Below are 19,930 nucleotides of genomic sequence, written 5' to 3'. Positions count from 1 at the left end.
TTTCACGTGAAACGACATTTGCAAATCAACGCTATTCGTATGCATGACTGGATAGCTATATGTAGAGACAAAAGGTTTCGCCGTCGCAGCCGCCCGGTGCACGCGCCCATGGGCGCCTCCCGGACGGCGGGCAATGCCCTCATCCCGTCTGCACTGCTCGAACGATGACTACACTCAAGCACCACAAAGCATTCGAGAAGGGAAGAGACGATGGAGTACTCGCCCCCGGACCCCGCAACCTCCCCCCGGACCCCCGGGGAGACCGCCGCACCCGGTGCCGCGGCGTCGTCGTCCGCCTCCACCCCGGCCGGGGGTGCCGACCGTGCGAGCGCGCCCGGGTCCCAGGCGGCCCTGCGGCTGGCCAACCGGCGGCGCGTGGTGGACGCCGTGCGCGGTCTGGGCGCCGTGACCCAGGCGAGGATCGCGCGGGAGACGGCCCTGGCTCCGTCGACCGTGTCCTCGATCGTCAAGGAGCTCACCGCGTGCGATCTGCTGACCGTGGAACCGGACCACGGCGGGCGGCGGGGACAGCGGGTGCGTTTCAGCGCGAGCGCCGGCCACCTCCTGGGGGTGGACGTGGGTCACCGTCACGTCGCGGTGGCTCTCGCGGACCTCAACCTGGAGATCCTCGCCCAGCGGCGCGCGGAGCTCTCCCCGCGGCACGGCGCCCGGGAGGTGCTGGATACCGTGCGGGGCATGGCCGACGAGCTGCGGGATGAGCTCGGGATCCCGGCGGAGCGGGTGCTGCGCGCCGGAATCGGCCTGCCCGCCCCGGTGGACGCGCAGGGTCGGGGACTCGACTCAGCGGTGATCCTGCCCCACTGGTCCGGGCTCGACGTGCGGGAACTCGCCGCCCACGTGCTGGGATGCCCCGTGGTGGTGGAGAACGACGCGAACGCCGGCGCGGTGAGCGAGCACGCCCTCGGCGCGGGCCGCGGCGCCCGCGACATGGCCTACCTCAAGGTCTCCCACGGCGTGGGCGCCGGGCTGGTCCTGGGTGGCACCCTGTACCGCGGAGCCACCGGGGCGGCCGGGGAGATCGGGCACATCACCCTGGACGAGCGCGCCGGGCTGTGCCGCTGCGGCAACCGCGGCTGCCTGGAGACGTTCGTGTCCTCCGCCGCGGTGCTCGAGCTCGTGCGTCCGTCCGGGCAGCCCGTGGAGAGCGTCTCGGACGTCGTGGACGCGGCCCTCGCCGGGGACCCCGGGTGCTCCAGGGTGGTCTCGGACACCGGCCGGGTGATCGGCGTGGTGGTCGCGCAGCTGTGCAACCTGCTCAACCCCGAGCTCGTGGTGCTCGGCGGCGACCTCGCCCGCGCGGGAGAGCTGCTGCTCGAGCCCCTGCGCACGGCCGTGGACCGGTACACGCTCCACGGCAGCTCCCCGGTGCGGGTGGTGCCCTCCGAGCTCGGACCCCGGGCGCACCTCACGGGGGCGCTGCTGCTGGCCCGCGAGGACACTCCCCTGCCGGTGTGACCGCGCGGTGCCGGAACCTCGCGCGGGACGGACGGACCGACGAGGGCACTCGGGGTGCCGGGGCGACACGATCCGCGTTGTGTTCGACTCATGGACATTCTGTGACCGGGGTCCTAGTCTTGGGTCACTGTCCTTCCCCGACAGCCGCCTCATCCGCACCCGGTGGGCCGCGCCTCCCGTCCCCTCGGGACCGCCCGCCGGCACCGTGCCTCGGATTCATGGCGAGTTCTCGGGTGCGGGACCCACTGAGCGTTGAATTTCGGGACAGCAAGGGAGCTGTGGGATGAGCCAAGCGGCACAAACACACCCGGCGGAGCACCACCGGACGAACACCGGTGCGGTAGTCCGCATCACCACCGTGGCCGCGTTCGGCGGTCTCCTCTTCGGATACGACTCCGCCGTGATCAACGGCGCCGTCTCCTCCATCCAGTCCAGGTTCGAGGTGGGCCCCGGCCCGCTCGGCTTCGCCGTGGCCGCCGCCCTGCTGGGTGCCGCGGTGGGCGCGTTCTTCGGATCGCGCGTGGCGGACCGGCTGGGGCGGATCCCCCTGATGAAGGTCGCGGCGTTGCTGTTCCTGGTCTCCGCGATCGGCTGCGGTCTCACCCAGACCATCGACTGGCTCATCGTGTGGCGTGTGGTGGGCGGCATCGGCGTGGGCGTGGCCTCCGTGATCGCCCCCGCCTACATCGCCGAGGTCTCTCCCGCGCACCTGCGCGGTCGCCTCGGGTCCCTGCAGCAGATGGGCATCGTGCTCGGCATCTTCCTGTCCCTGCTGGTGGACGCGCTGCTCGCCACGTGGGCCGGCGGTGCCTCCCAGGAGCTGTGGCTGGGCCTCGCGGCCTGGCGGTGGATGTTCCTGGTCATGGCCGTGCCCGCCCTGCTCTACGGCATCGGCTCGTTCATGATCCCCGAGTCCCCCCGCTTCCTGATCTCTGCGGGCCACGAGGACCAGGCCCGTTCCGTGCTCACCCGCATCTACGGGGACGTGGCCCTCGACGGCCGCGTGGAGAAGATCCGCCACACCGTGAACAACGAGCGCAAGCCCCGCTTCTCGGACCTGCGCGGCTCCGTGGGCGGGCTCAAGCCCATCGTGTGGGTGGGCATCGGCCTCGCCGCCCTGCAGCAGTTCGTGGGCATCAACGTGATCTTCTACTACTCCAACGTGCTGTGGGAGTCCGTGGGATTCAAGGAGTCCGACTCCTTCACCATCTCGGTGGCCACCTCCGTGGTCAACGTGCTGGTGACCATCGTGGCCATCTTCCTGGTGGACCGGATCGGGCGCCGCCCGCTGCTGCTGGTGGGCTCCGCCGGCATGGCGCTGTCCCTCGGCGTCATGGCCGTGGTGTTCGCCACCGCCAGCAAGGTGATGGTGGACGGGCAGCTCACCCCGGACCTCGGCCCGGTGGCCGGCCCGGTGGCGCTGATCGCCGCCAACCTGTTCGTGGTGTTCTTCGGCGTCTCGTGGGGTCCGCTCATGTGGGTGCTGCTGGGCGAGATGTTCCCCAACCACATCCGCGGTGCGGCCCTGGCCGTGGCGGGCGCGGTGCAGTGGATCGCCAACTGGGCCGTGACGGTCTCCTTCCCGTCCATGTCCAACTACTCGCTGGGCCTCACGTACGGCGTCTACGCGTTCTTCGCGCTGGTGTCCCTGATCTTCACCATCAAGATGGTGCGGGAGACCAACAACGTGGAGCTCGAGGACATGACCGACTGAGTCCCTCCCCGTGCCGCAGCGCGCCCCGGACCGCCCTCGAGCGGTCCGGGGCGCGCTGCGTTGCGGGACCCGGTCATGTCGCATGCTGGACGCAATGTCCACCCCGAGCCTACGGTCGGGTATTTTCGGCAGGACACGCGCGGGTGCGTCCGGGTTCCGGGCCGGGCGGCGCACCCTTCTTTCGACGGCGAAAAGAGAACCTGCCATGACCCAGCACACCGCCACCGCAGCGTCGGGCCGCAAGTCGGCCGGCCACGTGATCGTCGACTCCCTCGCCGCGCACGGCGTTGAGCGGGCCTACGTGGTCCCCGGGGAGAGCTACCTGGACGTCCTGGACGGCCTCCACGACTCTTCGATCGAGACCGTGGTGTGCCGTCAGGAGGGCGGGGCCGCCTACATGGCGGAGGCGGACGGGAAGATGAACCAGGTTCCGGGCGTGGCCATGGTCACGCGCGGTCCCGGGGCTGCCAACGCCCACGTGGGGCTGCACACCGCGTGGCAGGACTCCACCCCCATGGTGCTGTTCGTGGGGCTCATCCCCTTCGAGCACCGTGAGAAGGAGGCGTTCCAGGAGTTCGACCCGCACCAGTGGTTTGCCTCCGGGGCCAAGCGGGTGATGGTCCTGGACCACGCGGAGCGCGCATCCGAGTACGTGGCCGAGGCCATGTTCGCGGCGCGCTCGGGCCGCCCCGGCCCCGTGGTGGTGGGCCTGCCGGAGGACATCATCACCCGGGAGATCGAGCCCACGCTGCACCCCGAGATCCCCGTGGCCGGCGGCGGCATGACCGTGGACGACTGGAAGGCCCTCAAGGCGGCGCTCAAGGCGTCCACGAAGCCGCTGTTCGTGTTCGGCGGCAACGACTGGAGCGTGGCCGGCGCACAGCGCTTCACCCAGTGGCTCGAGGAGCACCACATCCCTGCCGCCGCGGAGTGGCGCTGCGAGGGCACCGTGCCCTTCGGGTCCCCCTCCTACGTGGGGCCCATCGGCTACGGGCGCCCCAAGCCCACCGTGGATCTGCTGGAGGAGACGGACCTGCTGGTGTTCGTGGGCACGGTTCCCGGGGACGTGATCACCAATGGCTTCCTGGTGCGCCAGGACTGGTCCAAGAAGAACTTCATCGTGACCATGGACCCCTCCATGCGCGGCCGCTCGGGTGCCGTGACCTACCAGATCGTGGCCAAGCCGGACGTGTTCGTGCGGGACCTGGTGCGCATGACCCTCCCGGTGAAGGACACCTGGCGGGACTGGTGCCGCCGGATGCGCCGCCAGCAGGAGGAGTTCTCTGCCCCGCAGCCCCTGCCCGAGCAGGATGGTCCCGCCACCATGGACACCATGATGGCGGAGCTCGTGAAGGCCCTGCCCGAGGACGCGATGGTCACGTTCGGCGCGGGTGAGCACACCAACTGGGCGCACCGCTACTTCCCCACCAACGGCTACGCCTCGATGATCTCGGCGCGCAACGGCTCCATGGGGTACTCGGTGCCCTCGGCCGTGGCGGCGTCCCTGAACTTCCCGGGCCGCCGGGTGATCTCGATCGCCGGTGACGGCGAGTTCCTGATGAACGGGCAGGAGCTGGCCACGGCCGCGCAGTACGGCGCCACGCCCCTGGTGATCGTGATGGACAACCAGGAGTACGGCACCATCCGCACCCACCAGGAGCGCCAGTACCCGGGCCACGTGTCCGGCACGCAGCTGAAGAACCCGGACTTCGCGGGCATGGCGCGTGCGTTCCACGGCTTCGGGGTGCGCGTGGAGCGGGAGTCTGAGATTCCCGGGGCCCTCGAGGAGGCGTTAAGCGCCATCGACGAGGACCACACGTTCGCCCTCGTCCACCTGGTGGTGCAGCAGCGCCAGAAGGCATACTGAGCCGCGTATAAACACTGGTCAAAGCGCACTCCTAGAGCGGACGACGCCGCGGTGCCCCTCCCCGGGGGCGGTCACCGCGGCGTCGTCGCACCCGGAGGGCCTCGCCGCGCCTGCCCGGCCGGTGCCCACTGCGGCGAGCGCCGACCGTCACCCGAGCGGGTGGGCCTCCTGGTCCCGGTGCATGCGCCCGGCGAGCACCGCCAGCACCCCCAGGGCGGGCGTGAGCACGGCGACGCCCCAGAAGATCGCCGCGGGCGGGACCACCTGGGCCACCGGGCCCGCGACGGCCATCGAGATGGGCATGAGCAGCAGCGACACGAAGAAGTCCAGCGAGGAGATCCGGCCCAGCATGTGCCCGGGCACGCGGCGCTGCAGCAGCGTGCCCCAGATGACCTGGCCCGCGCCGCCCGTTGCGCCGAAGACGCACAGGGCCGCGGCCATGACCCACCACGAGCCGGTCATCCCCACCAGACCGAAGGGCAGGGTGCCGAAGCCCCACAGCCAGATCATGGTGGTGAGGTACTTCCGTGGCATCCGCAGGGACGCCATCACGCTGGAGCCCACGGCGGTGGAGATCCCGTACAGCCCGAGCATGGCGCCGTAGTCGGCCACCGTGCCGCCCAGCCGGTCCACCACCAGGAACGGGACGAGCACCTCCAGGGGTCCGATGAACATGAAGATCGCGCTCATGGCCCACAGCAGGGTCCACAGCAGCCACGGGGTGCGCACGCAGTAGCGGAAGCCGTCGAGCATCTGGGCCAGCATCGAGCCCGGACCTGCGGCGTGGCCGGACGCCGCGGCGTCGTCGTGCGCCGCCTCCTTGTGCCCCGCACTGTCGAATCCTGCGGCGTGGTGCCCCGCAGCGTCGTGCCCCGCCACGTCGTGGTGGTCAACGACGTCGTCGTGGTCAGCGGCGTCGTGCCCAGCAGTGGCGAATCCGGCGGCGTCGTGCCCCGCGGGGCGACCCTCCGGCAGCCGCAGGCGCAGCATGAACGCGAGCGCCACGGCGTGGCACACCGCGATGGCCAGGACGGAGGCGCCGGGCAGCGCGAGCCCCGTGAGGGCGCCACCCACCGCGGGGCCGGCGGCGAGCTGCAGCAGGGGCCGGGCCGTGCCCTCCACCCCGTTGGCCGCGAGCAGCTGGTGCGGCGGCAGGATCCTCGGCAGGGCCGCGGAGTACGCGGGGTAGAAGAAGCCCACCGCGCCGGAGAAGGCGAAGGCCGCGGCACCCAGGTGCCACAGGGCGAGCGTGCCCGTCCAGGTCAGCACCGCGATGCTCAGGGCGGTGACGAAGTTGACCACCTCCACGCACCGCAGGATCACGGGCAGCCGGAAGCGGTCCGCGGCCACCCCGCCGATCAGCACGAAGACCACCATGCCCACCGCGCCCGCCGCGGTGACGAGCGAGAGGTCCACCGCAGAACCGCCCAGGGCCATGACCCGGGCCACCATCGCCACGGCCCACAGCCCGGAGCCGAACACACTCATGCCCATCGCCAGCGCCAGCACCGTGTAGGTGCGCGAGGAGAACGGCTCGAGGGCGCGGGGGAGCTTCACCGCCCCAGGCTACCGGCCCGGTGCACGGGCTCGTGCGAGCGGGCACGTGTGAGCGGGCTCGCACCATGGCGTACGGTGAAGGCCCAGCCCCGGTCCCGCCCCCGAAGGAGTGTGCATGCGCGCCACCCATGTCCCCACCAGCGGAAACGTGCTCGTGAAGCAGTGGCCCGATCCCCGCGCCTCGCAGGACGGCCAGTTCGTGGTCCGGGTGGTGGCCGCGTCCGTGTGCGGCTCGGACCTGCACTCGGTGCTGCACGGCACCCTGCACGAGCGGGCTCCCGAGCTCGCGGGCTACCCGGGGCACGAGGGCGTGGGTGTGGTCACGGAGTCCCGGTCGCCCAGGTTCCCCGTGGGCACGGCGGTGCTGTGCCTGCCCCCGGGTGAGCTCGGCGGCACCTTCGCGGAGCTCATGCTCCTGGACGAGGAGCACGCAGTGGCGCTGCCGCCCGAGGTGGATCCAGAGGACCTCACCCAGATGCGCCGCTACATGATGGCGCAGCAGATGGGCACGTGCCTCTACGCCATGAACCTCTACTGGCCCACCGAGGTGCCGGCCCGGCGCGCGGGCACGTGCGTGGTCATGGGCGCGGGCTCCGCGGGCCTCTTCTTCCTGCAGGACGCCCTCGCGCGCGGCTTCGAGCGGGTGGTGGTCTCCGACAGGGAGGAGTCCCGCCTGGCCATCGCGCGCGAGCTGGGGGCCGTCACGGTCCGGGTGCCGGAGGAGAGCCTGGCCGAGGTGGTCTCGGAGCTCACGGACGGCGCGGGTGCGGACCTCGTGATCGAGGCCGTGGGATCGGACACCCTGCGCGCGGAGGCCGTGAACATCGTGGCCCACCGCGGCATCGTGGGCTGGTTCGGACTCTACGAGAGCTTCGACCCCGCCCCGGTGCCCGTCTACGAGGTCTTCCGCAAGTGCGTGCGGCTGCAGGGTTCCGTGGCCGCCCAGTCCGAGCCCGGGCTCATCTCGTTCCACGAGGCCGTGCGGCGCATCCACGCCGGGGAGGTCGAGGTCGACTACTGCCTCGGCCCCGTGCACACGCTCGAGGAGACCCTGGACGTCCTGCGGCGCGCGGAGCGCGGCGGGGACGGTGAGGTGAAGTTCACGATCGTCCCGTGACCCGCCCGGGGGACGACGACGCCGGGCTCAGTCCCGCGCGTCCGCGGCGTCGTCCTCGGGACCCCTGTTCCGCATGCTGGTGACCACCTGGATCGCCACGGGGATCAGGGAGAGGAGCACGATCAGGATGGCGATCAGGTCCACGTGGTCGCGGATCAGCGGGATGCCGCCCAGCAGGGAACCCGCGACCACCATGATGGTCACCCACAGGAAGCCGCCCAGCACGTTCCAGCCCACGAACGCGCGGTACGGGTGCTTGGCGGTGCCCGCCACGAGCGGCACGTAGGTGCGCACGATCGGCACGAAGCGCGCGAGCACGATCGAGCGGCCGCCGTAGCGGCGGAAGAACTCCTCGGTCTGCGTGAGGTACTTGGTCTTCAGGAACCGGGCGTCGTCCGAGAAGAAGCGGCGCCCGAACCGGTGCCCCAGGTAGTACCCCACCTGGTCCCCGGCCACCGCGGCGAGGAACGGCACCAGGATCATGAGCCACAGCGGGATGTGCAGGGGCTCGTGCAGCAGCCCGCCCGTGAACAGCAGGGAGTCGCCGGGCAGGAATGGGAACAGCAGACCCGACTCGATGAACACGATCACGCTCATCCCGGCAAGCGCCCACGGGCCCAGTTGTTCGAGCAGCTGGGCGGGGTCCCCCAGCGGGATCAGCTGCGGGGCGAGGATCCCGGCCGTGTGCATCACTTCAGGCGTCATGGTGTCCCAGTATGCCTGGCCCGCGCCGGCGCCGCGGCATCCCGTGCGCGCACGACGCCGCCCTCCCGCCCCTCTCGAGCCCCGCCGCGGCCGCCGGGCGGGCCCACCCGGCGGGTGGCCGTGAAAGCCCTGGAGATCCCCCGCGAACTCGCCGGGCGCGCACGGCGAACCGGTGGACCGGAGGGGTTTTCCCTATGCTGTGTTCCTACGGTGACCGGTGCACCCCCGGCACCCCGTCCATGGACCTTCACGGGAAACGAGCACTCTGCAATGGCGTTCTTCGAGCTCACCGGGTGGCCCGTCTTCTTCGCGTTCACCGCGGCGGCGGTCCTTCTGCTGGCGTACACGGTGCTGGTGCTGCCGCGGCGCCGCCGCCCCGGCGTGGGCAAGTACGTGCTGCAGCTGGTGTGCGTGGTGCTGGTGGTGGTGCTGACCCTGATCAGCGTGTTCCTCAAGATGAACATGGACAACCAGTGGTACTCGAGCTGGGGGGACCTGTTCTCCAACGGCGGCGGGGCCGTGAACGCCTCCAGCTTCGGGGCGGCCCCCGCTGCGGCGAAGGCCCTCAAGGACCTCCCCCACCAGCCCTTCTCCGCCGCCCAGACCGATCCCGCCAGGAACAAGAGCTTCGGCTCGCAGGTGGACCCGGGCAGCACGTCTGGGCAGTGGGTGCAGTTCACCCTGCCCGGCAAGGAGTCCGGGATCACCCAGGAGGCCACCGCGTGGCTGCCGCCCTCCTACACGCAGGACCCGCAGCGCGCGTACCCCGTGATCACCGCGTTCACGGGCTTCCCCGGTGACGTGCGGACCTACACCAAGGCCATGGACATCGGCCAGCACATCCGTTCCGCGGTGTCCGAGGGGACCATGCGTGAGGCGATCGTGGTGATCGCGGACGTCTACCCGGGCAACAACGACACCGAGTGCGTGGACAGCAACCACGGACTCTGGGAGACCTACGTGAGCCGGGACGTGGTGTCATGGATCCGCTCGAACCTGAGGGTCTCCGACGACCGTGACTCCTGGAGCACCTACGGGTACAGCGCCGGGGGGTGGTGCTCCACCATGTTCACGGTGCGCCACCCGGACGTGTGGTCCAGGAGCGTGAACCTGGCCGGGTACTTCACCCCCATGTACAGCCCCGGGCAGCAGTGGAAGACCAGGGATCCCGCGTCCTACAACCTCGCGCGGGTGGTCGAGCGGGAGAAGCCCGACGTGGACATCTGGTTCTTCTCCGGTGGTGAGGACACCATCTCCCTCAAGGCCATCCGCGCCTTCGCGCCCTCGGTGTCCGGGCCCACGGGTCTGTCCTCCAACATCTCCGAGAGCGGCGGGCACCGCGTGGCCCTCTGGGCGGCCCAGCTGGACGCCTCCCTCGCGTGGCTCGGCCACACGTCACCCGCGTTCGCACCGGTCCCGGCCTGAGCCCCGGGCGCGCACCGCATGAACGGTCTGGCATATTCAGGGGCGGTCCTCGCCACCGCCGTGGGCGGCTTCGACCCCGCCCCCATGATCATCATGGCGGCCGCCCTGGGCGCCGGGCTGCGGCACCGCCACATCATGGGTGCCTCCGCGCTGCTGCTGGCCGGCACGGCGGCGTGGGGCACTGCCCTCACGCTGCTCGTGGGGCCCCGGCTGCAGAGCGTGGGCTGGTGGGCTCTGGTGCGCCACGGCGCCGTGGCCGCGTGGATCGAGCTCGCACTCGGCCTGGTGGTGGGCGGCTACGCCGTGTGGCGGGCCGTCGCACGACGCCGCTCGCGCGGGCGCGACCCCGAGGAGAAGCCCCCCGCCACCAACCCCTGGGCGCTGTACGTGACGGCCCTGGTGTTCGTGGCGATCGTGGTGCTCGACCTCCCGTTCGACGTGCACGTGGCGGCCGCCGCCACCCAGCCCCTCGTGAGTGCCGTGCTCGGCTGGATCGCGTGGGCGCTGATCAGCCAGCTCCCCCTCACCCTGCTGGTGCTGCTGACCGTGGCCGGGCGCCAGGAGCGCTTCTCCCGTGTCATGCGCAGGGCGTGGACCGCCGTGGCCCCGTGGGTGAACCTGCTCGTCACCGCCCTGCTGGGGCTCGCCGCCCTGGTGATGCTCGTGGACGCGGGGGCGTTCCTGGGGCTGGGCCGCTTCCTGATCGGCTGAGCGCCCCGCTCAGACCGCCGTCTGGGAGGCCGTCACGGGGTGTCCGGCGGCCAGGCGGCGTCGTCGGTCCGCCCGCTGCCGTCGGACGCCCGCGAGCGCGAGCAGCCCGCCCGCAATCGACAGGGCGCAGGCCACGACCGCCGGGGACCGGTACCCGAAGCCCGCGGAGATCACCGCACCTCCCAGCAGCGCGCCGATCGAGTTGGCCACGTTGAACGCGGCGTGGTTCAGGGACGCCCCCATGAGCTGCGCGGAGCCCGCGGCGGTGATGAGCCAGCTCTGGATGCTGGGCATGATGAACGAGTTGACCAGGGACATCACGAAGCCGGCCACGAAGATGCCCACGGGGGAGCCTCCCAGTGCGCCCATCAGCAGCAGTGCCAGCGCGAGGGCGGGGAACCCCACGGCCATGGTGCGCCGTGCGCTGCGGTCCGCGCTGATCCCGCCGAGCACGTTGCCCACGGTCATGCCGATGCCCACCACCGCCAGCAGCCACGGGATGGCCGCCGCGGGAAGGCCCGCGAGCTCGCGGCCCATCTGGGAGAGGTACGTGTAGATGGCGAAGAACCCGCCGAAGCCCACGGCGGCGACACCCATCACGATCCACACCTGCGGCAGGGCGAAGGCCCGCAGCTCACCGCGCCGGCTCGCGCCCGCCACGGGCTCCTGACGCGGGACGGTGGCCCACAGACCCAGCACCGTGAGGGCGAAGACCACGGCCACCGCCCCGTAGGCGGTGCGCCACCCATACGCCTGACCGATGGCCGTCATCACCGGCACACCCACCACGTTGGCCACCGTGAGACCGGACAGCGCCAGGGCGACTCCCTTGGCCTGGTTGCCGGGGCCCATCACGGTGGCGGCCACGAGGGACGCCAGGCCGAAGTAGGCGCCGTGGGGCACACCTGCCAGGAAGCGCAGCACCAGCAGCGACTCGAAGGAGGGGACCAGCGCGGAGGCCAGGTTGCCCGCGAGCAGCGCCGCGGCCATCACCAGGAGCATCACGGTGCGGGAGGACCGCGCCGCCACGAAGGAGATCACGGGGGCACCCACCACCACACCCACGGCGTACGCGCTCACCAGCTGACCGGCGCGCGCGATGCCGGTCTCCGGGGAGCGGCCGTAGAGCTGCGGCAGGAGGTCCTGGGCGATCTGCGGGAGCAGCCCCATCGAGGCGAACTCGGTGCAGCCGATGCCGAACCCGCCCAGGGCCAGGGCGAGCAGTGCGAGTCGACGGCGGGCGGGAGTCAGCTGGGTCATGACCACGCTGCCTTTCGTGGATCCGGGGAGTGTGGACGGCACGGGAGGCCCGTGCGTCCCGAACGGCTCGGCGCACGCGTCGGCGGGTACGGCAGTGAGCGGGTGGTGTGCGCGGGACGGTTCAGGAAACACATCCGCGATAGTGCACAGAACACTGGAACACCCCACCCCGCCGGATTATTCGCGTCCCGCCGGGGCTGTGCGGGAGATCACCGGGCGCTTCTCCCCACCCGGTGCACGAGAGTTTTCCACAGGTGTGGACGAACGTGTGAATATCTCGTCCCACATGTGTGCTCCGGGCCGCTCGGGCCCGCCGGAGCACTGTCCACAGCAAGGTTCACAGCTGTGGAATTACAACTTTGTAAGTTGTTAACAGGTGTGGACAACCGCTGTGGAGAACTCGGATGACCGGGGTTCATGCTCGTTCGCGCAGCCCTGGCAGCATCAGCACGCCCAGCAGCGCCCCCGCCACCAGGCCGCCCACGTGGGCCTGCCATGCCACACCCGCCACCAGGAACCCGAACACCAGGTTGATCCCGATCAGCACCGCAATGGGCGTCACGCTGCCGCGGAAGTGGCGGATGAACACGAACATGGCCCCGAAGAGCCCGAAGATCCCCCCGGACGCGCCGATGACCAGCACCCCGGGGTCACCCCACAGCGCCACGCCCACGGAACCTCCCAGCACGGATCCGAGGAACAGGGCCGTCATCCGCCACGGGCCCAGCAGCGGTTCGAGCATGCGGCCGAAGAGGTACAGCGTGTACATGTTCAGCAGCAGGTGCACGGGCGAGGGCATGGCGTGCACGAAGCCACTGGTCAGCATGCGCCAGGGCTGGGTCTGTGTGAGGGCCGGCGCATAGCCCAGCAGCGAGGAGAGGTCGTAGGGCGTGAACAGCCACGTGGCCCATTGCAGCGCCCACCCCGCCCCGCAGAGCCCGATGATGCTCCATGTGACCGGCCAGTGGCCGCGGGCCCGGACCGGGCGGGGCGGAACATCGCCCGGGGGAGGTTCCGGCATGCTCCCCGGGTAGGGGTTCTCGGGCTCATTGCTCATGTCTGCTCCGGCATGTCTACTGGTAGGAGGCACCATGCCCCCCGGATAGACGTGGAGCCCACCCGGTAACCGGGTGGGCTCCACGCTGTGCGGTGTGAAGGACTCAGACGGCTTCCACGTCGATGGAGGTGATCACGCAGTCCTCCACGGGGCGGTCCTGCCCGCCGGTGCGGACCTCGTTGAGCTCGTCCACGACCTTCTTGGAGGCGTCGTCCGCGACCTCGCCGAAGATGGTGTGCTTGCCCTGCAGCCACGTGGTGGGCGCGGTGGTGATGAAGAACTGCGAGCCGTTGGTGCCGCGGCCGTTGCGGGTGCCGGCGTTGGCCATGGCCAGCATGTAGGGGGCGTTGAAGTTGAGCTCCGGGTGGATCTCGTCGTCGAAGTTGTACCCGGGGCCGCCGATGCCCTGACCCAGGGGATCGCCGCCCTGGATCATGAAGTCCTTGATGATGCGGTGGAACACCACGTCCTTGTAGAGCGGGCCGTCCTGCTTCTCACCGGTGCGGGGGTCGGCCCACTCCTGGGTGCCGTCCGAGAGGCCCACGAAGTTCTTGACCGTCTTGGGGGCGTGGTTGCCGAAGAGCTCCACCACGATGTCCCCGTGGTTGGTGTGGATGGTGGCCTTGTGCGTGGCGATAGCGGAAGTCATGGCTGCCATTCTGGCACGCGCGCCGCGGCGCCGTCAGGACGGGCCGGAGCCGTTCAGCGCACAGTGAAAAGCCCCGCGTGCTTCCCGTTCACCGGGAGTCTCCCAGCTCACAGAACGTATGCTGGGGGTGGAGATGTACGCGATCACCACCGTAGGAGGGAGACATCATGAGCTTGTTCAAGAGCAAGGCCCAGAAGCAGGTCAAGGCCGCCAACAAGGCCGCCGAGTCCAAGGTCGTCCACGCAGGAGACTGGCTGTCCACCGAGATCGGTGAGCTCGGTGAGAAGCTGCAGCAGGGTGTGCAGGCCGGCGCCTCCGCCCTCGCCAGCGGCGTCGAGGCCACCGGCCCGTACGTGCAGGAGGGGCTGGGCAAGGCCCAGAGCCTCGGCGAGGACGCCAAGAAGCGCAGCGAGAAGGCCAAGGCCGCCGGTGTCGCCGCCGCGGCTCCCCTCGCCGCCAAGGCCGCGAAGAAGACCGAGCACGGCCGCGCCGCCGCCCAGGAGAAGTACTCCGGGGCCGTCGCCGCCCTGGCCGGCAAGGTCGCGGACGCTGACACCTCGGACCAGTTCGACGCCCTCGTGGCCAAGCTGACCGGTGACAAGAAGACCGTCAAGCGCATCCAGAAGGCCGCCAAGAACTCGGCCAAGGAGTACGCCAAGCAGCAGAAGAAGGCCCAGGGCGGCCACAAGGGCCTGCTGGTCCTCGGTCTGCTCGTGGCCGGTGGTGTGGCGGGCGTGGCCGCGTGGCGTGCCTCCCGCCCCGTGCAGGATCCCTGGAAGACCCCCGCCACCGCGTCCCCGCGCGTGTCGGCCTCCCCCGTCAACACCAACTCCACCGTGGCCGCCGGCACCGGTGTGAAGGTGGACGACATCAAGGATCCCACCTCTTCCGTGCACAAGGAGGGCACCGCCTCCCAGGCGGCCCACCGCGCCACGGAGAGCGTGAAGTCGGTGGCCGAGGACGCCAAGCAGACCGTCAACGAGGTCAAGGAGCAGATCAAGGGCTCCAAGACCGACGACACCAAGCTGGGCTCCCCGGACAACGCCTCCAAGCACAACCCGGGTGACACCAAGCACTGAGGTTCCGTGAGGCTCCCCCGCGGAGCCCCGTGACCACCACGACGCCGCGTCCCTCTCAGGAGGGGCGCGGCGTCGTCGTCGGTGGGCAGGGCCCGGGCGGGTCAGGAGAAGATGCCCGCCACCGTGTCGTAGGTCTGGTAGACGCCCAGGATGATGAACAGCACGGCGCACACCACCAGCACCGCGTTGGTGAACATCCCGTTGCGCCACCGCTTGGGGGTGCGCGAGGTGTTCAGCAGCCCCAGGAGGGTCACGGCGAGGAACGGCATGAACAGGGCCCCGAGCACGCCGTAGAGCAGGATCAGGAACACGGGCTTGTCCAGCAGCAGCAGGAGCATGGGCGGGAACGTGAGCCACAGCAGGTAGAACTTGAAGTACTTGCCGCCGTTCACGGTGTCCGGGTGGCCGCTGGGCTTCTTGCGGACGTTGCCCCAGTAGTCGGCGAACATCAGGGACACCCCGGACCACACGCCCACCACGGACGAGAACGAGGCCGCCCAGAAGCCCACCAGGAAGGTCACGCCGATCACGTCCCCGTAGCGCTCGCGCAGCACCTTGTCCAGGTCCAGCAGGCCCTTGTCCCCGGCGCTGATGGCGTAGCCGGCCGAGTAGAGTACCTCGGCGCCCACCACGAGCATGGCGAGCACGAAGATGCCCGTCACGGTGTAGGCCACGGCGTTGTCCAGCTGCATCACGCGCATCCAGCGGGGCTGGTGCCAGCCCTTCTCCCGCAGCCAGTAGCCGTAAGCGGCCAGGGTGATGGTGCCGCCCACGCCGCCGGCCAGGGCCAGTGTGTAGACCACGCCGCCCTGCGGGATCACGGGGATCAGCCCGGTGATCATCTGCGGGATGTTGGGCAGGGTGATCACGGCCAGGCCCACCATCACCAGGAACATGATGCCCACCATGGCCGCGGTGAGCTTCTCCACCACGGCGTAGCGTCCGGCCCACACGATTGCGAAGCCGATCAGGCCCATGATGATCGCCCAGGCCCACAGGGGCAGGAACGGGAACAGCGCCGCGAGGGGCAGCGCGGAGGAGGACATGGCCGTGGCCCCGTACACGAAGCCCCAGATGAGGATGTACGGGCCGAAGTACCACGAGGTCCACCGGCCCAGAGAGCGCCAGCCCTCGAAGATGGTGCGGCCACTGGCCAGCGAGTACCGCCCGGCGCCCTCCACCAGCACGATCTTCATGATGGTGCCCGCCACCACCGCCCACAGCAGGGTGTAGCCGTAGCGAGAACCGGCGGTGAGCGTGGCCACCATGTCCGCGGCCCCCACACCCGTGGCCGCCACCACGAGACCCGGGCCGATCAGCTTCCACCGTTCGATCCTCTCGAGCGGTTCATGGGGGTCCACCGACGCCAGGGGCTGCAGGGGGGTCTTGTCGCGCATTCGGGTACTCCGCACCTCGGGATATGGGGGACGTCACAGCCAGTGGTGACCAGTGTGTCACGGAGCCCGGCGCGGACCGCGACGGTGGCGGACCGTGGCGCCCCGCGGCGTCGTCACCGGTTACCGGCCAGGGACCTCGGCACTGGGAGGTCGTGGCACCGGGAGGTCGCGGCACCGGCGAGGACCTCGAGCGGGAGCGGCCGCAACGCTCCGGGAACGCGAAAACCCCCGGCCACGTGAGGTGACCGGGGGTTGGGCTGCCGTGGAGCCTAGGAGATTCGAACTCCTGACATCTGCCTTGCAAAGGCAGCGCTCTACCAACTGAGCTAAGGCCCCGTATTCGGTTGTGGCGCCCTCCACCGGTGGCGGGAGCGCCGTGCCGCGGATCTCAGTCCACGGGGTCCACTGCCGAATTCCAGGCGTCCCGCTTAGCCTCGGACTCGCGCCAGGACTTGAAGGCCGCCACGGACAGGCCGGCCACGGCGATCAGTGCCGCAATGCGTGACTTCACGGGAGCCTCCGGACGAGTGACGACTCGCGGTGGGAATTCGATGGGTGGGCGTACCAGGAATTGAACCTGGGACCTCTTCGTTATCAGCGAAGCGCTCTAACCGTCTGAGCTATACGCCCTCAGCGTGACCGCCACAGAGCATTCTCTGGCTGGCCACGCCAAGACTTTACCGGAGGTTGATCCCCGCACCAAATCTGGGCGGGGCCGCACTCAGTCGTCGGTGAGGGTGACCCCGATGCCGCCGATCAGCGACGCCGCGATGTTGTAGAGGATCGCACCCAGCACGGACAGCGCGGACAGCAGGATCACGTTGACCACGGAGATCAGGGTGGCGAACAGGGCCACGTTGCCGAGCGAGAGGAACTGCTTGATGTCGGTGCCCTCGGCGCTGCCGCCGAGCATCGACAGCAGCTCGTTGATGCCCTCGAACAGCCCGGTGAGGTTCAGCACGAGCCACAGCACCAGCGAGGCCACCACGGTGATGATGCCGAGCGCCACGGACAGCAGGAACGCCAGCTTCAGCACAGACCACGTGTCCACCTTGGACACCACCAGGCGGGCGCGGCGCACCTTGGCCCGGGGGGCGGGTCGCACGAGGCCCTTGCCGGAGCTCTTCCCGTTCTGCTGGGACGGCGACTTCCTGGGGGCAGAAGTCTTCGCGGGTTGACCCGCTTTCGAGGCCGAGCTCGCGCTCATGCGTCACCTCCGTTGTCGTTGTCCTCCAACGCTACTGCATCGTTTTGCGCATCGGACGCAGGGCCGTCCTGCTCCTCGGCCTCGGGCACGGACCCGTCCGCCGCCACGTCCGTCTCGGCCACGACGACGCCGCCCGGCCCGGTGGCGTCCGCAGCGTCCTCCTCGGCCACTTCCTTCTCGATCTCCCGCTCGGCGTTGCGGGCCACGCCCACGATGGTGTCGTTGGGCCCCGGCTTGGCGAAGATCACGCCCATGGTGTCGCGGCCGCGGGCCGGCACCTCGCTCACGGTGGAGCGCACCACCTTGCCGCTCTCCATGACCACGAGCACCTCGTCGTTCTCGCCCACGATCAGACCGCCCACGAGACCCCCGCGGACCTCGGCGAGCTTGGCCACCTTGATGCCCAGGCCGCCGCGGCCCTGCACCCGGTACTCCTGCACCGCGGTGCGCTTGGCGTAGCCGCCCTCGGTCACCACGAACACGTGGGAGTCGTCGCTGACCACGTTGGCCGAGAGCAGCTCGTCACCGGAGCGGAACTTCATGCCCGTGACACCGGACGTCGCGCGGCCCATGGGGCGCAGGGCGTCGTCGTCCGCGGTGAAGCGCAGGGACTGGCCGTGGCGCGAGATCAGCATGATGTCGTCGTCGGTGTCCACGAGCATGGCCGAGACCAGCTCGTCGTCGTCGCGCAGGTTGATGGCGATCACCCCGGCGGAGCGGTTGGTGTCGTAGTCCGTGAGGCGGGACTTCTTCACCAGGCCGTTGCGCGTGGCCAGCACCAGGTAGGGGGCGTCCTGGTAGGAGTGCAGCTCCATGACCTTGGCGATCCGCTCCTCCGGCTGGAACTCCATGAGGTTGGCCACGTGCTGGCCCTTGGCGTCCCGCCCGGCCTCCACGAACTCGTAGGCCTTGACGCGGTAGACCCGGCCCAGGGTGGTGAAGAACAGGATCCAGTTGTGGGTGTTCGTCACGAAGAAGTGCTCCACGACGTCGTCCCCGCGCAGCTGGGCACCCTTGATGCCGCGACCGCCGCGGTGCTGGGCGCGGTACTCGTCCGCGCGGGTGCGCTTGACGTAGCCGTCGCGGGTGATGGTGACCACCACCTGCTGCTGCGGGATGAGGTCCTCCATGGACACGTCCCCGTCGAAGCCGTAGAGGACCTCGGTGCGGCGGTCGTCCCCGTAGCGCTCCACGATCTCCGCGAGCTCCTCCGAGATGATCCCGCGCTGGCGAGCCTCGGACGCGATGATCTCCTCGTACTCGGCGATCAGCCGCTGCAGCTCCGCGTGCCGGTCCTGGATCTTCTGACGCTCCAGGGCGGCCAGGCGGCGCAGCTGCATGTTGAGGATCGCCTGGGCCTGGGCCTCGTCGATGCCCAGCAGCTCCATGAGCCCGTTGCGGGCCTCTTCCACGGTGGGGGAGCGGCGGATCAGGGCGATGACCTCGTCCAGCGCGTCCAGGGCCTTGAGCAGACCCAGCAGGATGTGCGCCTCCTCCTGCGCCTGCTTCAGGCGGTACCGGGTGCGCCGCACGATGACGTCCATCTGGTGGCTCACCCAGTGGTGCACGAACGCGTCCAGGGACAGCGTGCGCGGCACACCGTCCACGAGCGCGAGCATGTTCGCGGAGAAGTTCTCCTGCAGCTGCGTGTGCTTGTAGAGGTTGTTGAGCACCACCTTGGGCACGGCGTCCCGCTTGAGCACGATCACCAGGCGCTGGCCGGTGCGCCCCGAGGTCTCGTCGCGCATGTCCGCGATGCCCTGGACCTTCCCGTCCTTGACGAGGTCCGCGATCTTGATGGCCAGGTTGTCCGGGTTGACCTGGTACGGCAGCTCGGTGACCACCAGGCACGTGCGGTTGTGGATCTCCTCCACACTGACCACCGCGCGCTGCGTGATGGAGCCGCGGCCCGTGCGGTAGGCCTGCTCGATGCCTTTGTGGCCCAGGATCTGCGCGCCCGAGGGGAAGTCCGGGCCCTTGACCCGCTTGATGAGCTCCTCCAGCAGGGTCTCGCGGTCCACGTCCGGGTTCTGCAGGTACCACTGGACGCCGTCCGCCACCTCGCGCAGGTTGTGCGGCGGGATGTTCGTGGCCATGCCCACCGCGATGCCCGCGGAGCCGTTGACCAGCAGGTTCGGGAACCGGGACGGCAGCACCGTGGGCTCCTGCTGCTTGCCGTCGTAGTTGTCCTGGAAGTCCACGGTGTCCTCGTGGATGTCCCGGACCATCTCCATGGCCAGCGGCGCCATCTTGGTCTCGGTGTACCGGGGCGCGGCGGCGCCGTCGTTGCCCGGGGAGCCGAAGTTGCCCTGGCCCAGCGCGAGCGGGTAGCGCATGGTCCAGTTCTGGATCAGACGCACCAGGGCGTCGTAGATCGCGGAGTCGCCGTGGGGGTGGTAGTTGCCCATCACGTCGCCGACCACGCGCGCGCACTTGTTGAACGAGCGCTCCGGGCGGTAGCCGCCGTCGTACATGGTGTAGAGCACGCGGCGGTGCACGGGCTTGAGACCGTCCCGCACGTCCGGCAGCGCACGACCCACGATCACGGCCATCGCGTAGTCCAGGTAGGAGCGCTGCATCTCCGTCTGCAGGTCGATCTGCTCCACGCGGTCGGAGGTCACCTCGACGTCCTCGACCACCACGCCCTCGGGGGTGTTCTCCGGGTCCACGGGGCCGTTGCCGTCCTGGGTCTCGTCACTCATGCGTTGC

The 19,930-nt window shown here is 70.1% G+C and carries 16 protein-coding genes and 2 tRNA genes; 7 read left to right on the top strand and 11 right to left on the bottom strand.

What is annotated here, in order from left to right; translation table 11 throughout:
• Positions 1-210 precede the first annotated feature (210 nt).
• From DNL27_RS00745 to DNL27_RS00735, 3 genes are all read left to right on the top strand, one after another.
• Positions 211-1,476, top strand: coding sequence for an ROK family transcriptional regulator (locus DNL27_RS00745; RefSeq protein WP_112234406.1), 1,266 nt, complete (start codon positions 211-213; stop codon positions 1,474-1,476).
• A gap of 283 nt (positions 1,477-1,759) precedes the next feature.
• Entirely contained in the window at positions 1,760-3,190 is a 1,431-nt protein-coding gene (locus DNL27_RS00740; RefSeq protein WP_112234405.1) for a sugar porter family MFS transporter, read from the top strand.
• Positions 3,191-3,395: 205 nt separating this feature from the next.
• Positions 3,396-5,057, top strand: coding sequence for a thiamine pyrophosphate-dependent enzyme (locus DNL27_RS00735; protein WP_012397093.1), 1,662 nt, complete (start codon positions 3,396-3,398; stop codon positions 5,055-5,057).
• A gap of 147 nt (positions 5,058-5,204) precedes the next feature.
• Here the strand turns inward: DNL27_RS00735 and DNL27_RS00730 are convergent, their stop codons facing one another.
• A complete protein-coding gene (locus DNL27_RS00730; protein WP_112234404.1) occupies positions 5,205-6,614 on the bottom strand; it encodes an MFS transporter in 1,410 nt (469 codons plus the stop codon).
• Between the two features lie 115 nt (positions 6,615-6,729).
• Here DNL27_RS00730 and DNL27_RS00725 point away from each other — a divergent pair, with 115 nt between their 5' ends.
• On the top strand, positions 6,730-7,731 hold the full coding sequence (locus DNL27_RS00725; protein ID WP_112234403.1) for a zinc-binding dehydrogenase: 1,002 nt from the start codon (positions 6,730-6,732) through the stop codon (positions 7,729-7,731).
• A gap of 27 nt (positions 7,732-7,758) precedes the next feature.
• Here the strand turns inward: DNL27_RS00725 and DNL27_RS00720 are convergent, their stop codons facing one another.
• On the bottom strand, positions 7,759-8,436 hold the full coding sequence (locus DNL27_RS00720) for a DedA family protein (RefSeq protein ID WP_105590558.1): 678 nt from the start codon (positions 8,434-8,436) through the stop codon (positions 7,759-7,761).
• 270 nt (positions 8,437-8,706) lie between these two features.
• Between DNL27_RS00720 and DNL27_RS00715 the strand changes: the two genes are divergently transcribed.
• Complete coding sequence (locus DNL27_RS00715) at positions 8,707-9,861, top strand: esterase family protein (RefSeq protein ID WP_112234402.1); 1,155 nt, start codon at positions 8,707-8,709, stop codon at positions 9,859-9,861.
• Positions 9,862-9,879: 18 nt separating this feature from the next.
• Positions 9,880-10,572, top strand: coding sequence for a hypothetical protein (locus DNL27_RS00710; protein ID WP_112234401.1), 693 nt, complete (start codon positions 9,880-9,882; stop codon positions 10,570-10,572).
• Between the two features lie 9 nt (positions 10,573-10,581).
• Here DNL27_RS00710 and DNL27_RS00705 read toward each other — a convergent pair whose 3' ends face one another.
• The 3 genes from DNL27_RS00705 to DNL27_RS00695 form a co-directional block, all read right to left on the bottom strand.
• Complete coding sequence (locus tag DNL27_RS00705; protein WP_229578128.1) at positions 10,582-11,832, bottom strand: MFS transporter; 1,251 nt, start codon at positions 11,830-11,832, stop codon at positions 10,582-10,584.
• 415 nt (positions 11,833-12,247) lie between these two features.
• Complete coding sequence (locus DNL27_RS00700; RefSeq protein WP_226905797.1) at positions 12,248-12,889, bottom strand: rhomboid family intramembrane serine protease; 642 nt, start codon at positions 12,887-12,889, stop codon at positions 12,248-12,250.
• Positions 12,890-12,992: 103 nt separating this feature from the next.
• The gene (locus DNL27_RS00695; protein ID WP_112234399.1) at positions 12,993-13,547 is read right to left on the bottom strand and encodes a peptidylprolyl isomerase; all 555 of its coding nucleotides are present in this window, start codon (positions 13,545-13,547) and stop codon (positions 12,993-12,995) included.
• Between the two features lie 158 nt (positions 13,548-13,705).
• On the opposite strand from DNL27_RS00695, the gene DNL27_RS00690 reads away from it, so the two are divergent.
• Positions 13,706-14,617: a hypothetical protein gene (locus DNL27_RS00690; protein WP_041297240.1), complete on the top strand. Its 912-nt coding sequence runs from the start codon at positions 13,706-13,708 to the stop codon at positions 14,615-14,617.
• 101 nt (positions 14,618-14,718) lie between these two features.
• On the opposite strand, the gene DNL27_RS00685 is transcribed toward DNL27_RS00690, so the two are convergent.
• The 6 genes from DNL27_RS00685 to gyrA form a co-directional block, all read right to left on the bottom strand.
• On the bottom strand, positions 14,719-16,014 hold the full coding sequence (locus DNL27_RS00685; protein ID WP_012397083.1) for an Nramp family divalent metal transporter: 1,296 nt from the start codon (positions 16,012-16,014) through the stop codon (positions 14,719-14,721).
• Between the two features lie 263 nt (positions 16,015-16,277).
• Positions 16,278-16,350 (bottom strand) — tRNA-Ala (locus DNL27_RS00680).
• Positions 16,351-16,402: 52 nt separating this feature from the next.
• On the bottom strand, positions 16,403-16,525 hold the full coding sequence (locus DNL27_RS12300; protein WP_229566674.1) for a DLW-39 family protein: 123 nt from the start codon (positions 16,523-16,525) through the stop codon (positions 16,403-16,405).
• 45 nt (positions 16,526-16,570) lie between these two features.
• Positions 16,571-16,644: transfer RNA gene (locus DNL27_RS00675), tRNA-Ile, on the bottom strand.
• Between the two features lie 91 nt (positions 16,645-16,735).
• Complete coding sequence (locus tag DNL27_RS00670) at positions 16,736-17,221, bottom strand: DUF3566 domain-containing protein (RefSeq protein ID WP_041297239.1); 486 nt, start codon at positions 17,219-17,221, stop codon at positions 16,736-16,738.
• Positions 17,218-19,923: a DNA gyrase subunit A gene (gene gyrA, locus DNL27_RS00665; protein ID WP_041297238.1), complete on the bottom strand. Its 2,706-nt coding sequence runs from the start codon at positions 19,921-19,923 to the stop codon at positions 17,218-17,220. Before gyrA ends, DNL27_RS00670 begins: the two co-directional genes overlap by 4 nt.
• Positions 19,924-19,930 lie beyond the last annotated feature (7 nt).

This window comes from Kocuria sp. BT304 (assembly GCF_003290245.1).
GTDB classification, from domain to species: Bacteria; Actinomycetota; Actinomycetes; order Actinomycetales; family Micrococcaceae; genus Kocuria; species Kocuria rhizophila_A.
Note: the sequence above shows the minus strand (reverse complement) of the source record. Positions and strands in the feature narration are given on the sequence as shown.